The 15435-nt window shown below is 65.9% G+C and carries 12 protein-coding genes; 9 read left to right on the forward strand and 3 right to left on the reverse strand.

The annotated features are described in order from the left end of the window. Positions 1-3: 3 nt before the first annotated feature. Positions 4-1743, reverse strand: coding sequence for a fumarate reductase/succinate dehydrogenase flavoprotein subunit (locus tag BJG93_RS30340; RefSeq protein ID WP_027194929.1), 1740 nt, complete (start codon positions 1741-1743; stop codon positions 4-6). Continuing rightward, entirely contained in the window at positions 1740-2510 is a 771-nt protein-coding gene (locus tag BJG93_RS30345) for a GntR family transcriptional regulator (protein ID WP_027194930.1), read from the reverse strand. Before BJG93_RS30345 ends, BJG93_RS30340 begins: the two co-directional genes overlap by 4 nt. A gap of 246 nt (positions 2511-2756) precedes the next feature. Between BJG93_RS30345 and BJG93_RS30350 the strand changes: the two genes are divergently transcribed. From BJG93_RS30350 to BJG93_RS30365, 4 genes are all read left to right on the forward strand, one after another. Beyond that, entirely contained in the window at positions 2757-4100 is a 1344-nt protein-coding gene (locus BJG93_RS30350) for an MFS transporter (protein WP_027194931.1), read from the forward strand. Between the two features lie 84 nt (positions 4101-4184). Further along, positions 4185-5015 (forward strand): phosphogluconate dehydrogenase C-terminal domain-containing protein, encoded by an 831-nt coding sequence (locus BJG93_RS30355; RefSeq protein ID WP_027194932.1) that lies wholly within the window; start codon positions 4185-4187, stop codon positions 5013-5015. Beyond that, positions 5015-6397 (forward strand): 3-oxo-isoapionate kinase OiaK, encoded by a 1383-nt coding sequence (gene oiaK / locus BJG93_RS30360; RefSeq protein ID WP_027194933.1) that lies wholly within the window; start codon positions 5015-5017, stop codon positions 6395-6397. The genes BJG93_RS30355 and oiaK overlap by 1 nt, the downstream gene beginning before the upstream one ends. Positions 6398-6452: 55 nt before the next feature. Continuing rightward, complete coding sequence (locus tag BJG93_RS30365; RefSeq protein ID WP_027194934.1) at positions 6453-7160, forward strand: transcriptional regulator NanR; 708 nt, start codon at positions 6453-6455, stop codon at positions 7158-7160. Between the two features lie 21 nt (positions 7161-7181). On the opposite strand, the gene BJG93_RS30370 is transcribed toward BJG93_RS30365, so the two are convergent. Beyond that, on the reverse strand, positions 7182-8147 hold the full coding sequence (locus BJG93_RS30370) for a LysR substrate-binding domain-containing protein (RefSeq protein WP_051374216.1): 966 nt from the start codon (positions 8145-8147) through the stop codon (positions 7182-7184). 216 nt (positions 8148-8363) lie between these two features. Between BJG93_RS30370 and BJG93_RS30375 the strand changes: the two genes are divergently transcribed. From BJG93_RS30375 to BJG93_RS30395, 5 genes are all read left to right on the forward strand, one after another. Then, positions 8364-9392, forward strand: coding sequence for an ABC transporter substrate-binding protein (locus BJG93_RS30375; protein WP_027194935.1), 1029 nt, complete (start codon positions 8364-8366; stop codon positions 9390-9392). Positions 9393-9407: 15 nt separating this feature from the next. Then, positions 9408-11879 (forward strand): ATP-binding cassette domain-containing protein, encoded by a 2472-nt coding sequence (locus tag BJG93_RS30380; protein ID WP_051374217.1) that lies wholly within the window; start codon positions 9408-9410, stop codon positions 11877-11879. Continuing rightward, positions 11876-12904 (forward strand): ABC transporter permease, encoded by a 1029-nt coding sequence (locus BJG93_RS30385; protein WP_051374218.1) that lies wholly within the window; start codon positions 11876-11878, stop codon positions 12902-12904. The genes BJG93_RS30380 and BJG93_RS30385 overlap by 4 nt, the downstream gene beginning before the upstream one ends. A 24-nt stretch (positions 12905-12928) precedes the next feature. After that, positions 12929-13858, forward strand: coding sequence for an SMP-30/gluconolactonase/LRE family protein (locus BJG93_RS30390; protein ID WP_027194937.1), 930 nt, complete (start codon positions 12929-12931; stop codon positions 13856-13858). A 302-nt stretch (positions 13859-14160) separates the two neighbouring features. Beyond that, positions 14161-15405, forward strand: a complete 1245-nt coding sequence (locus BJG93_RS30395; protein ID WP_027194938.1) for a ribulose-bisphosphate carboxylase large subunit family protein — start codon at positions 14161-14163, stop codon at positions 15403-15405. The last annotated feature ends 30 nt before the right edge of the window (positions 15406-15435 follow it).

Consider the following 15435-nt stretch of genomic DNA (forward strand, 5'->3'; position numbering starts at 1 on the left):
CCCTCAGCTTGCGACAATGAGTTCTTGGGTTTCGCGGATGCGCAACTGGTCATAGGCATCGCGCTCACCGTCCGCTAGCTGAACGATGTACGGCTCGACGGCGCGTTTTTCGCTCGTCATGCGGCCGGCCGCGTCCTTTCGCAGATGGGTATGACAGAACCAGTCGGTGTCGTTGCGCTGCGGATAATCGACGCGGTGGTGATAGAGTCCCCAGCGGCTCTCTGTGCGGAATAGCGACGCGCGCGCTGCCATTTCGGCGCAATCCCGGATCGCTCGCACTTCGGCCGCACGCATCAGTTCGTGCGGGTTATTGGCCTTGATCGATTCGATGTCTTCCGCGATTTCGTCGAAGCGTTGCAGGCCGATTTCCATCTTGCGCGTCACCTTGGGCGGCTGAAGGTAATCGTTCACCATGCGTCGCAGCTTGTACTCGACCTGCGATGGCGCGAGCCCATTTGCGCGTTGCAGCGGCGCGAGCACGCGCGCCTGCTCGGCGGTGACCTGAGCGTCGTCCACTCTCGCATGTTCGCGGCCTTCCACGTATTGCGCGGCGTTGCTGCCGGCGAACCAGCCGTAGGTGAAGGCGCCCAGCATGTAGTTGTGCGGCACCGCCGCCATATCGCCCGCCGCATAAAGACCAGGCACGGTGGTCTCCGCCCGCGCGTTCACATACACGCCCGATGCGCTATGCCCGCTGCAAAAGCCGATCTCGGAGATGTGCATCTCGACCATCTGGCGCCGGTAATCCGTTCCGCGGCCCGCATGGAAGCGGCCACGGCTAGGCCGCTCGTTCGTGTGCAGGATCTGCTCGATGGTCTGGATCGTTTCTTCGGCGAGGTGGTCGAGCTTCAGGAACACGGGGCCGTTGCCGCTCTGGAGCTCCTGATAGAACTCCCACATCATTTGCCCGCTCCAGTAGTCGCATTCGATGAAGCGGTCGCCCTTGCCGTTTGCGGTGAAACCGCCCAGCGGCCCGGTGACGTAAGCGCAAGCGGGGCCGTTGTAGTCCTTGATGAGCGGATTGATCTGGAAGCATTCGAGGTTCGCGAGCGCGGCGCCTGCGTGATACGCCATCGCGTAGCCATCGCCCGCGTTCGTCGGGTTCTCATACGTGCCCATCAGGTAGCCGGAGGATGGCAGACCCAGACGCCCGGCCGCGCCGCAGCACAGGATGACCGCCTTTGCGCGCACCACGTGGAACTGTGCAGTGCGGCAGTCGAAGCCGAGCACGCCGCTCACGCGGCCGTGGTCGTCGGTCATGAGCCGGGTCGCGACGATGCGGTTCGTGATGTCGATGCGCGCGCGTTTGAGCTGCCGATAGAGAATCTTCTTGACGTCGTGTCCCTCGGGCATCGGCAATACGTAAGCACCCATGTGATGGACTTTCTTGACCGCATAGTCGCCGTTGCCGTCCTTCTCGAATTTCACGCCCCAGCGGTCGAGCTGCTCGATGGTGGCGAAGCTGTGGCGCGCATAGGCGTACACCGCCTGCTGGTCGACGATGCCGTCGTTGGCGACGGTGATCTCCCGCGTGTACTGCTCGGGCGTCGCGTGCCCTGGAATGATCGCGTTGTTCAGCCCGTCCATGCCCATCGAGATCGCGCCGCTGCGCTTGACGTTCGCCTTTTCGAGCAGCAGTACCTTGAGCGCCGGATTGTGCTCCTTCGCCTTGATTGCGGCCATCGGGCCAGCCGTGCCGCCGCCGACCACGACGATGTCGTATTCGAGCACTTGTGTATTCATTGTGTTTTCCTTCCCCGCGCGCGGGCTTTCTGGCGGTCCACGCGCAGCCGGTACTGGAAGGCGTCGCCGCGGAAGTACAGGTATTCGTAATCGACCGGATTGCCGGATGCGTCGTGCGTCAGGCGTTCGATGCGCAGCACGGGGCTGCCGTCTTCGACCCGCAGTGCCCGCGCGATATCGTCGTCGGCGAGAATCGCGTCGATCGAGACATCGGCATGACCGAGCGGCACGCCGCAGTCGTTCTCGAGAATCAGGAAGATGTCGCGCGTGGCAAGGTCCGCACTGGCGAGCCGCTTGCCGAAGACTTCCGGCACCCACGTCAGCTCGAGCGAAACGGGTTCGCGGTTGAGCATGCGCACCCGATGAATCTCCGCGACCGGCGCACCTTCCGGCAGCTTGAGCCGGTGCGCGACATGGCGATCGGCCTTGACGATCTTCAGGCTGCGCAACTGGTTGACGATCTCATAGCCCATCGGCGACATTGCCTCGGCGAAGCCTTGCAGCGAGGTCACGTTCTGGAACGCCTTGGGCTTCGACACGAACGTGCCCTTGCCGTGCAAGCGGAACAGGAGTCCTTCCTTTTGCAGGTCCCCTAGCGCCTGTCGAATGGTGATGCGGCTCACGCCGAACATCGCGCACAGCTCGTGCTCGGAATGCATCTGGCTGTGCGGCGCATAGGTGCCGTCCAGAATGCGCTCGCGCAGCGTGTCCTTGATCTGCACGTATAGCGGCTGTGGTGAGAGCGCGACCAGGTTCGTTCGTGACATCGTTGGCTTGTCATAACAAGATGGAAGTGCAGTCTAGACAGACTGCGCGAGGCGGCAAACGAACCATTTCTGATATCGATATCGCGTCGAGCGCTCGCAACCAGACGGCGGATCTTTTGTCACCGGGCTGTGAGAAAAAATCGCACGAACCCGGTGTTAACGCCTATGTCGTCTCCACTCCCGAGGATGGTCTACTCATCACACCAGTTCGGCGACGACACACAGCGCAGTTCATCGGGAGGACACGTGAGCATTCCAGATCCGGCGGCCATCGAACGGTCGGCCATTCGAAAGGTGTCGTGGCGGCTGGTGCCGTTCGTCGCCCTGATGTTCTTCATCAATTTTCTCGACCGGACCGCGATCTCGTTCGCCGGACCCAACGGGATGAGCAAGGATCTAGGGCTCACCGCCGCGCAGTTCGGACTTGCGGCGGGCGTGTTTTTTATCGGCTATATCCTGCTCGAAATTCCCAGCAATCTTGCGCTTCACAAGTTCGGCGCGCGGCGCTGGCTCGCACGCATCATGGTCACGTGGGGCATCGTTGCGTTGCTGTTCACGTGGGTCAGCAGCCTGAGCGGCCTGTATATCCTGCGCTTTCTGCTCGGCGTGGCCGAAGCGGGCTTCTTCCCCGGCGCAATCCTGTTCCTGAGCACGTGGGTGCCGGCGAAGCATCGCAGCCATATCCTCGCGTTGTTCTATCTCGCGCAGCCTCTGACGATCGTCATCGGCGCGCCGGTCGCGGCCTTGCTGATCGATGCGCATGGTCTCTTCGGGCTCGCCGGCTGGCGCATCATGTTCTTCGGCGTCGCGATTCCCGCGATTCTGATCGGCGTGGTGGCGTGGTTCTATCTGACCGACAAGCCGTCGCAGGCCAACTGGCTGACGGCCGCGGAGCGCGACTGGCTCACCGCGAAGCTCGAAGCCGAGGAACACGAGAAGGGCGGAAAAGGCGCGCCGGCGCTTCATGGGAATCCGCTTGCCGCGCTGACCAACGGCCGCGTCTGGGCGTTCGCGCTGATGTACTTCGGGCTTATCTACGGCCTGTATGCGCTCGCGTTCTTCCTGCCCGCCATCATCGGCGGTTTCGAGACGCGCTTCGGCACGCACTTCAACGTTTTCCAGAAGGGCTTGATCACCGCGATTCCGTATCTGCCCGCGGCGCTCGCGCTATACCTGTGGAGCCGCGATGCGACCCGCCGCGGCGTGCGCTCGTGGCATCTATCGGTGCCAGCGCTGATCGGCGCGGTGAGCGTGCCGCTCGCATTGCAGATGGGCTCGCCTGCCGCGAGCATCGCGATCATCACGCTGACCGCTTGCGCGATCTTCTCCGCGCTGCCCAACTTCTGGGCGCTGCCCGCGCGCTTTCTGTCGGGCGCGGCGGCCGCGGCAGGCATTGCGCTCATCAATACGGTCGGCAATGTCGCGGGCTTCGTCGCGCCGTACCTCACAGGCATCGGGAAAGACGTCAGCGGCTCGTATCAACTGCCGATGCTGATCGTCGGCGCAATGATGCTGATGTCCGCCGTGCTGGCACTCACCGTCGGACGCACCAGCCCCGAAGCGTCGCTCGCGCCAGTGGAAGCACACTGACATTGACCGACTCGCCAATTTGGCCATTCACCTCGCCGGGGCCGCGCGTTCCGGCCTACATCGACTGCTGAAGGAGAAGCTGGCATGAAAGAGAAAATCGCACTGTTCGGCGCGGGCGGGAAGATGGGCGTGCGCCTGTCGGGCAACCTGCTGAAATCGGACTACCGCGTCGCGCACGTCGAGCCGGGCACGGCGGGACAAAAGCGCCTGAAGGATGAACTCGATATCGACGTCGTCCCCGCCGATGCCGCGCTCGACGGCGCCGACGTCGTGATTCTTGCGGTGCCCGATACGCTGATCGGCAAGCTGAGCCATGAAATCGCGCCGAAACTGCGCCCCGGCACGATGGTGATGACGCTCGACGCGGCCGCGCCGTTCGCCGGCCATCTGCCGGATCGCAAGGATCTGACGTACTTCGTCGCGCATCCGTGCCATCCGATCATCTTCAATTACGACACCGACGAGAAGTCGCTGCACGACCACTTCGGTGGCGCGCACGCGAAGCAGTCGGTCGTCAGCGCGCTGATGCAAGGTCCGGAGGAGGCGTTCGATCTCGGCGAAGCGGTCGCGAAGGTGATCTACGCGCCGATTCTGCGTTCGTATCGCCTGAGTGTGGATCAGATGGCGATTCTCGAACCCGGTCTGTCGGAAACGGTTTGCGCGACGCTGCTGCATGTGATGCGCGAGGCGATGGACGAAACCGTGAAACGCGGCGTGCCGGAGCAGGCCGCGCGCGACTTCCTGCTCGGCCACATGAACATTCTGGCCGCGGTGATCTTCAACGAGATTCCCGGCGCGTTCTCCGATGCATGCAACAAGGCGATCGAGTTCGGCAAACCGCGTTTGATGCGCGATGACTGGAAGAATGTGTTCGACCGCGCCGAGATCGCCGAGAGCATTCGCCGCATTACGTGATGAGCGAAGCCACCGACGCTCGCTGGCCGGACGGCCTGCTGCTCGCCTACTACGGCGACGATTTCACCGGCTCGACCGACGCGATGGAAGCCATGAGCGCTGCCGGCGTGCCCACGCTGCTGTGCTTCGACGTGCCGACGCCCGAGTTGCTCGCGCGCTTTCCCGGCGTGCGCTGCGTGGGGCTCGCCGGATCGTCGCGCGGGCGCAGTCCGCAATGGATGGACGACGAGTTGCCGCGCGCGTTCGCGAGCCTCGCCGCGCTCGGTGCGCCGATCCTGCAGTACAAGGTGTGCTCGACGTTCGATTCATCGCCGGACACCGGCTCGATCGGGCGCGCGATCGATATCGGCGTGCGGCAGATGCCGGGCAGGTGGTCGCCGATGGTAGTCGGCGCGCCGCGTCTGAAGCGTTATCAGGCGTTCGGCAACCTGTTCGCGGCGGTCGACGGCACCGGCTATCGGCTCGACCGTCATCCGACGATGTCGCGCCATCCGGTCACGCCGATGAACGAAGCGGACCTGCGCGTGCATCTGGCGCGGCAGACGCCACGCGAGATCGGACTGATCGACTTCGTGCAGCTCGCGTCGCCCGATGCGGCCGCCAGGTTGCGCACGCTGCAGCGCGACGATCCACCGGTCGTGCTGATCGACGTGCTCGACGAAGCGTCGCTCGCCGCCGCCGGACGGCTCGTCTGGGAACAGCGCGGCGCGGGCGTGTTCAGTGCGTCGTCGTCGGGCTTGCAGTATGCGTTGACGGCGCACTGGCGCGCGCTCGGACTCGTGCCCGCCTCGCCGGGTCTGCCAGTGGCCGGTCCCGTCGACGCGATCGCCGCGGTCAGCGGCAGCTGCTCGCCGGTGACGGCCGGACAGATCCGCTGGGCGCGTGAGAACGGCTTTCGAGTCGAGCGGCTCGATCTGCGGCGCGCGCTGGACGCGGACACGCGCGAGGCCGAAGTCGAGCGCGCGGTGCAGGTGAGCATCGACGCGCTATCGCGCGCCCAGAGTTCGCTCGTGTTCAGCGCGGAAGGCCCGGACGACCCGGACGTGCTCGGTTTCGACGACATCGCCGCGTGCGCGCGGCTCACTCGCGCGCAGGCCGCGCGCCGCGTCGGCGAGGCGCTCGCCGACGTGATGTTGCGCACGCTCGAACGCGCGGCGGTGTCGCGCGTGGTGGTGGCGGGTGGCGACAGCTCGGGCGAAGTGGCGAGCCGGCTCGGCATCGCGGCGCTGAGCGTCGCCGCGGGCATGGCGCCCGGCTCGCCGCTGTGTCGCGCATGGTCGGACGATCCGGCGCGCGATGGCCTCGAAATCGCGCTGAAGGGCGGTCAGGTCGGCGCGGCGTCGTTCTTCGGCTCGGTGCGCGCGGGGCGGCTTCTGGAATAATGTTGGTTTATTCGACGCGAGTCATTGACGCGACTCATCGACGCGAGCAACCGGAATGGCCGAAACGATTCAGCGGCGCAAGCTTTATCAGGAAGTGCTGGACCGGCTGATGGAGCGCATCCAGTCGGGCCAGGTCGCGCCCGGCGAGCAACTGCCCTCGGAGCGCGAGCTGATGGAAACCTACGGCGTGGGCCGGCCGGCTATCCGCGAGGCGCTGCAAACGCTCGAACGCGCGGGCATCGTGGAAATCGCCCACGGCGAGCGCGCGCGGGTCGTCGTGCCCACCGCGCAAAGCCTGATCGCGCAGATCGCGGTCGGCACGATGCATCTGCTGCGCACGCAGCCGGACATGCTCGATCATTTGAAATCAGCGCGCCTCTTTCTGGAAACCGGCACGGCCAGGATGGCCGCGGAGCGCGCGAGCGACGCCGATATCGAACGCCTGCGCGCGAAGGTGCGGGAACAACGCACGGCGCTCACGGACCGCGATGCGTTTGTCGAGTGCGATATGGTGTTTCATCGCGAGATCGCGTCGATTACCGGTAATCCGATCTATCCGTCCATCGTCGAATCGATTTTCCGCTGGGCCGCCGAATACTATCGGCCGATGGTGCGCGCGCCCGGCGCCGAGCAACTGACGCTTGCGGAGCACGAAAGGATAGTCGAGGCCATCGCGCGCCATGACGGCGAGGCCGCCGCGAAGGCGATGCACGCCCATCTGAGCCGCGCGAACGCGTTGTACGGCAAGCTGATGCTGTCGTAACGCGGCGCGCTTTGCGCCGCGCTAATCCGACGCCCGACCCGCCGCGTGCCAGTGCGCATCGCCTCGCGTGTCGGCCTTGTCGGTCGTCGCCAGGAACGCGGTCATCTCTTTCAGACTTTCGTTCATCTGTGCAATCAGCCATTGCTCCAGCTGCTTGACCTCCGCATGCGCGCGCAGATGCGGCGCGACCCACAGCACCAGTTGACGCGGCCCACGCACGAAGCCGAACGGCGCGCACAACTTGCCCGAGATCAGGTCGTTCATCACCAGCATCTGCGGCACGAGCGCGATGCCGAGACCGCACACGGCCGCCTGAATCAGCAGATAAAAGTGATCGTAAGCGCCGGCCGCTTCCTGCGGCACCGCATCGAGTCCGGTTGCGCTGAACCAGTCGGACCACGCTTCCGGACGCGTCCTGGTCGACAGCAGCGCCGCACGTTCGAGATCACGCGGGGTCGCGAGGCCGTGCTCCTGCGCATACGCGGGCGAGCAGACCGGGCCGATCCACTCGTCCATCAGTTGGCGCGTGAGCGCGTCTTTCGGCGGCTCGATCGTGTTCGCACGGATCGCCACGCTGATCTTGTCACGCACGAAATCGATCTGGTCGTAGTTCATGTTGAACTGCAACTCGGTCTGCGGATAACGCTGATGAAAGCCCGCAATGCGCGGAATCAACCAATACATCATCACCGACGTCGAGCACGACAGCGTCAGCGGCTCGGGCTTCAGTTGCTCGATGCTCGCATCGATCAGGTTGAATGCGGCGCTCAGCCCCTCGGCGAAGCGCGCGCCTTCGGGTGTCGGATCGGATGCTTGCGCAGAGCGCACGATCAGGGTGAGGCCGAGCGTTTCTTCCAGCGTTTTGATCTGCCGGCTGATCGCGCCGTGCGTCACGCACAGCTCGTGCGCGGCGAGCGTCATGCTGCGCAAGCGGGCAACGGCTTCGAACGCGCGCAACGCGTTCAGGGAAGGGCGCGGGGTGTGCATGAATGTCTCCTTGTGCGTCGACGAAAGCCCTGTCGGCACGGAACCCGAGTACGGGTTTTCTCTGTCGTGTATGAGATTTTCTCACAGCTTGCCGAGAACAAATCGATTGTCCCGCCGTTGCCGCGTGACTAAAGTGCATTCACACACAAGACGAATGCACACATTCGAACAGTCCTCGCCGCGCATCGGCGACGGGTCGAAAATCAGGAGACAGACATGCAACTCAGAACGCTCGCCGCCTCGCTCGGCGCACTCGCGCTCGTCTCGACGCTCGCGCCGAATGCGGTCGCGTCACCGGACAAACCGGTGATCGCGCTGGCCAATGCCTACTACGGCAACACCTGGCGGCATCAGATGGTCGACTCGTTCGACGCGGCCGCGAAGCAGGCGAAACAGGAAGGCAAGATCGCCGACTACATCGTCGTCAACGGCGACGGCTCGGTCGCGCAGCAGAACAGTCAGATCGCCGAACTGATCCTCAAGAAAGTGGATGCCATCGCCGTCGACGCGGCCTCCGAGACCGCCGTGAACGGGATGATCCAGAAGGCCTGCCAGGCCGGCATCAAGGTCGTGTCGTTCGACTCGGTCGCCAGCGCGCCGTGCAACTACCAACTGAACTTCGACTTCACCGGCTACAAGAAGCAGGAAGCCGAGTGGGTGATGAAAAAGATCGGCGGCAAGGGCAACGTGATCCAGGTGCGCGGCGTGAAGGGCTCGGCACCGGACAACGACATGTACAACGCGCAGGTCGAGGTGCTCAAGCACTATCCGGACGTCAAGGTCGTCGCGACCGTGTACGGGCAAGCGACCGCGTCGGTCGCGCAGTCGGCGATCGCCAACGTGCTGCCGAGTCTGCCGCACGTCGATGCGGTGCTCGGTCAGGGCGGCAGCGACGACTTCGGCATCGCCCAGGCGTTCGAGCAGTACGGCGGCCAGTACAAGGACAAGATGCCGGTGATCGAAGGCGGCGGCAGTACCGACTTCATCAAGTGGTGGGACGCGCAGAACAGGAAGAACGGCTACACGACGATCTCGATGAACACGACGCCCGGCATCGGCGCGGCGGCGTTCTATCTGAGCCTGTCGCTCGTGAAGGGCGCGCAGCCGCCGAAGAAGATGATCATGCCGGTGGCCACCGTCACTCAGGACAACCTCAAGGACTTCGTGAACAGCCCATCGGGGATGATCATCAGCCCCACCTACACCCAGCTATGGGTCGACAAGAATCTGCTGGCCAGCAAATAACGTGGAGCAAGCGTGATGAACCGCGAGGACACGGTGCAGTTGCAGAACCGCGCGCGGCTCATCGTCCGCGCCAGCAACCTGACCAAGGTTTATGGGCCGACGCGCGCCAACGACGATATCTCGCTCGCGGTGAGCTGCGGCGACGTGATCGGCCTGGTCGGCGGCAACGGCGCCGGCAAGAGCACGCTGATGCGCATGCTGTGCGGCACCACGCCGCCCGACTCGGGCACGATCGAGTTCGGCGACGAAGCGTCGGCGGCCGGCGCCTACGATGCGGGCATCGCCCAGCAGCGCGGGATTCGCATCGTGCATCAGGAACTGTCGCTGTGCGCGAATCTCACGGTGGCGGAGAACTTTTATCTGGAAGCGCCCGAAGCGGCGCAGCCGCGGCCTGGCTGGCGCCGCGTCTATCGTGAGCGGGCGCGCGCCGCGCTCGACGCGGTGTTCCCCGGCCATGGCATCGACGTGGACGCCGAAGCGGGGCAATTGCCGATCGGCGAGCGGCAGATGGTCGAGATCGCCCGCACGGTCGCCGCGCCTCACGTGAAGCTCGCGATCCTCGACGAGCCGACCTCGTCGCTCGGACTGGAGCGCAGCCGGCAACTGCGTGCGTACATTCGTGCGAAGGCGCTCGAAGGGCTCGCGTTTATTTTCATCAGCCACAAGCTGCACGAAATCGTCGACGTCGCGACGCGCGTGGTGCTGTTGCGCAATGGCCGGCTCGAGTGGCAAGGCCCGGTCGCGGAGGCATCGGTGCCGGTGCTGGTGCGCTTGATGGGCGGCGAAGCCGCCGCCGCGCTGCGCGAGGCGAGCCACGCGCAGCCCGCTGAAGGCGCCACCGGTACGACCGCCGATGTCTGCTTGCGCCTCGCCGGCGGCGCGGCCGGCAGCAACACGATCGCGCTGCGTCGCGGCCAGATCGTCGGGCTCGCGGGTCTTGAAGGCAGCGGCCAGAAAGAGGTGTTGCACCAGATTTTCGCGGCCGCGCGACGCGATGCGCTGAAGGTCGAACGCATCGGCGCGGTCAGCTTCGTATCGGGCGACCGCCAGCGCGAGGGGGTATTTCCGCTGTGGACGGTGCTCTCCAACATTTCGATCGGCAGTCTTGCGGCGGGCTCGCCGTTTCGCCTCGTCACGCCGGCGGGCGAGCGCGCTATCGCCGCGAACGCCGCGGCGCAGTTGCGGCTGGATGCGAGCCGTCTCGCGTCGGGCATCCTCGATCTGAGCGGCGGCAATCAGCAAAAGGCGCTGATGGCCCGCGCGCTGGTTTCCGACGCACCGATCGTCCTGCTCGACGATCCCACCCGCGGCGTCGACATCCCGGCCAAGCGCGACTTCTACCGGCTCGTCGCCGAGGTCGCGCGCTCGGGCCGGCTGGTGCTGTGGCACTCGACCGAAGACCTCGAGTTTCTCGAATGCGACCGGGTGCTCGTGTTCGCCGGCGGCCGCGTAGTGCGCGAGCTGGACGGCACGGACATCAGCGAGCAGGCGATCGTCGATGCCTCGTTCGTGCAGCCGGCCGGCACGGCCGCGACGTCCACCACCTCGCGTGCGGGGACGAGTGCGCTCGCCCGTCGCGTCGTGCGGATGGCGCCGTTCATCAGCCTCGCGATCGTATTCGCCGCGATGATGATCGCGAATCCGGCTACTGCCGGTGTGTTCGGCCTCGATCTGCTGCTCGGCCCGGCGTTGCCGCTGGTGCTGGTCGCGCTCGGGCAGATGTTCGTGGTCGGCGGCAGTGAGATCGACCTCGGCGCGGGCGCGTTCGCGGGGCTCGTGAACGTCTTGAGCGCGACGCTGCTGTTCGACCAGCCGGCGCTCGGCGTGCTCAGCCTCGTCGCCGCGATGGCGACCTACAGCGCGCTCGGCTGGCTGATTCAGGCGCGGCGGATTCCGGCCATCGTGATCACGCTCGGTGCGTCGTTCATCTGGATGGGCATCGGCCACACGCTGCAAGCGACGCCGGGCGGTGCGAGCCCCGCGTGGCTGTCGGCGCTGTTCACGTGGCAGGTGCCGGGCGTGCCGACTTCGCCGGTGCTGATCGTCGTCGCCGGTCTCGCCGCGTGGATGCTCGATCGCTCGCCGCTGGGTGTCACGCTGCGGGCGTTCGGCAACAACCCGGTCGCGATGGCGCGTGCCGGCTGGTCCGCGCCGCGCTATGCGGCGGTGCGTTACGTGCTCGCCGCCGCCTTCATCGTCACCGCGGGCCTCGCGCTCACCGCGATCAACACCGCGAGCGACGTCAATGCCGGATCGAGCTATACGCTGCTCGGCGTCGCGGGTGTCGTGATCGGCGGCTGCAGCCTGATGGGCGGACGCATTTCGCCAGCCGGCGTGGTGGCCGGCTCGGTCGCGCTCGCGCTGATCGGCGCGCTGCTCGGCACGCTGAACGTCAGCTCCGATTTCAACGCGGCGGTGCAGGGTGCGCTGCTGGTCGTGATCCTCGCGCTGCGGGCGCTGGTCAGCCGGAACGGGAGTGAAGAATGAAGCGCTCGACTTCAACACAACTGGCGGAGTGGACCGCGCGCAACCGCTGGGCATGGGCCGCGCTTGCCGTCGTGCTGCTGTGGCTGACGCTGTCGGTCGTGACCAGAAACTTCAGCGTCAGCTCGCTGTCGGGCGTCGCGGTGTCGAGTTCGTTTCTGGCGCTGTGCGCGCTCGGCCAGATGGCGGTGGTGACCACGGGGCGCGGCAACATCGATCTGTCGATTGCAAGCGTGATGACGCTGTCCGCCTATCTCGCGCTGATCGTGATGGGCGGCAGCGACGCGCGGCTCATGGCAGGCGTCGCGGCGACGCTCGGACTCGGCCTCGCGGTCGGCGCGGTGAACGCGGCGCTGGTCGTGCTATGCCGGATTCCCGCGATCATCGCGACGCTGGCCACCGGCTATATCCTTGCGACCGCGACGCTGCTCGCCAATCGCGCGATCCCCGGCTTCAAGGTCTCGCCCGCGATTCACTTCATCGCGACAGGCCGGATCGGCGCGATGCCGGTGATCGTGCTGGTCGCGATGGGCGTGACCGCGCTGTTTTGCGCGACCCTCAGATACACCGCGTATGGCCGCATGTTGTCGGCGGTCGGACAGAACGTGCGCGCCGCGCGGCTTGCCGGCGTACGCACGGCGCGAGTGACCGCGAGCGCGTTTTTGACCAGCTCGGTGCTGGCCGCGGTGGCGGGTCTGCTGCTGGGCGGCTATGTGGGCGGCGCGTTCCTCGAAATGGGCCAGCCTTATCTGTTGCAATCGCTCGGCGCGGTGGTGCTCGGCGGCACGCTGATCTTCGGCGGCTCGGCGACGCCGCTCGGCACGCTGATCGGCAGCATGCTGCTGGTGCTGGTCGTCACGACGATGCAGATCGCGGGTCTGCCGCCTGGCATCCAGGATGTGGTGCAGGGCATCGTGATCATCACCGTGCTCGCGCTGGCGGGTGGCGGCGCGCTGCGCCGCTCGATCCGCAAAGCCCGCTCGGCCACGCCGCCGGCGAGTGGCGGCGCGACGCGTCCGGCGGCTTGAGCGGCACAACGGAGCGATCAGGCTATGTCAGAGCGTGACTTTCTCGAACTCGACGAACGCTTCAGCCGCTGCGTGCGGCGCAGCGAGAACGTGCATCAGCTATACAGCGGCTGCCGTTGGGCCGAAGGACCGGTGTACGTGCCGGCGGGCCGCTATCTGCTGTGGAGCGATATCCCGAACGATCGCGTGTTGCGCTGGGACGAAACCGACGGCCGCGTCAGCGTATTCGTCACGCCAGCGCGCTATGCGAACGGCCACACGCTCGATCGCGAAGGGCGTGTGCTGCGCTGCGAACACGGCTCGCGTTCGCTGACACGCACCGAGCACGACGGCAGCGTGACGACACTCGCGTCCCACTATCACGGCAAGCGCCTGAACAGCCCGAACGACGTGGTCGTGAAGTCGGACGGCTCGATCTGGTTCTCCGATCCGGCCTACGGCATCGACGACGACTTCGAAGGCCACGCCGCGCCGTCGGAAATCGGCGCGTGCCACGTGTACCGGATCGACCCGCACAGCGGCGAATGCACGATCGTCGCCGATGACTTCATCCGCCCGAACGGTCTCGCGTTCAGCCCGGACGAACAGCGGCTGTATATCGTCGACAGCGGCGTCACCCATGTGAAAAACGGTCCGCGTCATATCCGCGCTTTCGATGTCAGTGGGCACGCGCTGCGCGGCGGTGAGGTGTTCGCCAGCTGCACGACCGGCATGTTCGACGGATTGCGCGTCGATAGCGCGGGGCGGCTGTGGGCCGGCGCGGCCGACGGCGTGCATTGCTATCACCCGGACGGCACGCTGCTCGGCAAGATTCGCACGCCCGAACCCGTCGCGAACGTCGCGTTCGGCGGGCCGCAACACAATCAGCTTTTCATTTGCGCGACCACCTCGCTCTATGCGGTCAGGCTGCCTGTCACCGGGGCACGCAGACCCGCCGCTCTATCCGAATACTAGGGTCTGTTTACATATGGAACGCACGTGCGAATGCCCGCTATCGGCCGCAGGGCAAGGAGTAAGGAGCGCTGCGTGGCCGCGCCACGTGAGCGACGCGCGACGCCGCCATGCGGCCGATAGCGGGCATTCCCCTGGAATGAAATCTAGAAATGGGGTTGCCGCGAGAAGGGCCGCTCGCTGCGTCATGCTCCTTGCGAATACGTCGAGTATTCGCGGCGTCGCAGTCCTTGCGAGCGGCCCTTCTCGCGGCAACGCACGTGCGTTCCATATGTAAACAGACCCTACTCATCAAGGAGCACATCGTGACCGAACGCATCCACGCGACCTACTGGCTGGAAACCGGCGTCGACCCGCAACAGGCCGCCGACGTGATCGCCGGCGAGCAGTCGAGCGGCACCTTTGTCGCGCTGCCCAACGAAACGCCGGAACTGAAAGCGCGCGCCGGCGCGCGGGTAGAGCGTCTGGCGGTGCTCGGTCACAGCGACACGCCCAGTCTGAGCGGTGGCGTGCAGGCGAAACGCTATACGCAGTGCATGCTCGAGTTGTCATGGCCGATCGAGAACTTCGGCGCATCGCTGCCGAACCTGATGTCGACGGTCGCGGGCAACCTGTTCGAGCTGCGCCAGGTGTCGGGCTTGCGGCTCAAGGATCTGCAACTGCCGGCGTCGTTCGCGGCCGCCTATCCGGGGCCCGCGTTCGGCATCGACGGTACGCGCCGGCTGTCGGGGGTCACGCGCGGCCCGCTGATCGGCACGATCATCAAGCCGAGCGTCGGCTTGTCGCCGCAGGAAACCGCCGAGCAGGTGAAGCAGCTGGTCGCGGGCGGCATCGATTTCATCAAGGACGACGAACTGCAGGGCGACGGTCCGCATTGCCCGTTCGACGAGCGCGTGCGCGCGGTGATGCGGGTGGTCAACGAGCACGCGGAGCGCACCGGCAAGAAGGTGATGGTCGCGTTCAACCTGACCGGCGAGCTCGACCAGATGAAGCGCCGTCACGATCTCGTGCTGGCCGAAGGCGGCACCTGCGTGATGGCGGTACTCAATTCGATCGGCCTCGTCGGGCTTCACGAATTGCGGCGCCATAGCCAGGTGCCGATTCACGCGCATCGCGCGGGCTGGGGCTATCTGACGCGCTGCGAGGCGCTCGGTTGGGACTACGCGCCGTGGCAAAAGCTCTGGCGTCTGGCGGGCGCCGATCACCTGCACGTGAACGGCCTGCGCAACAAGTTCAGCGAACCGGACGACAGCGTGATCGCGGCGGCGCGCGCGGTGCTCGCGCCGGCGACCGACGCAGCGCCGATGCGCGCGATGCCGGTGTTCAGTTCGGGGCAGACCGGATTGCAAGCGGCGCACACGTATGCGGCAATCGGCTGCGCGGACCTGATCCATACGGCGGGTGGCGGCATCTTCGGTCATCCGCACGGCGTGGCGGCGGGCGTCGAGGCATTGCGCGAAGCGTGGATCGCGGCGATGGAAGGCGTGCCGCTCGAGCGTCATGCAGAGCGCAGCCGTGCGCTGGCGGGCGCGCTCGAATTCTGGAAGTGAGCAGATGAGCAAGACGCAGTGCTTGATATA

It is taken from the genome of Paraburkholderia sprentiae WSM5005 (assembly GCF_001865575.2).
GTDB lineage: Bacteria > Pseudomonadota > Gammaproteobacteria > Burkholderiales > Burkholderiaceae > Paraburkholderia > Paraburkholderia sprentiae.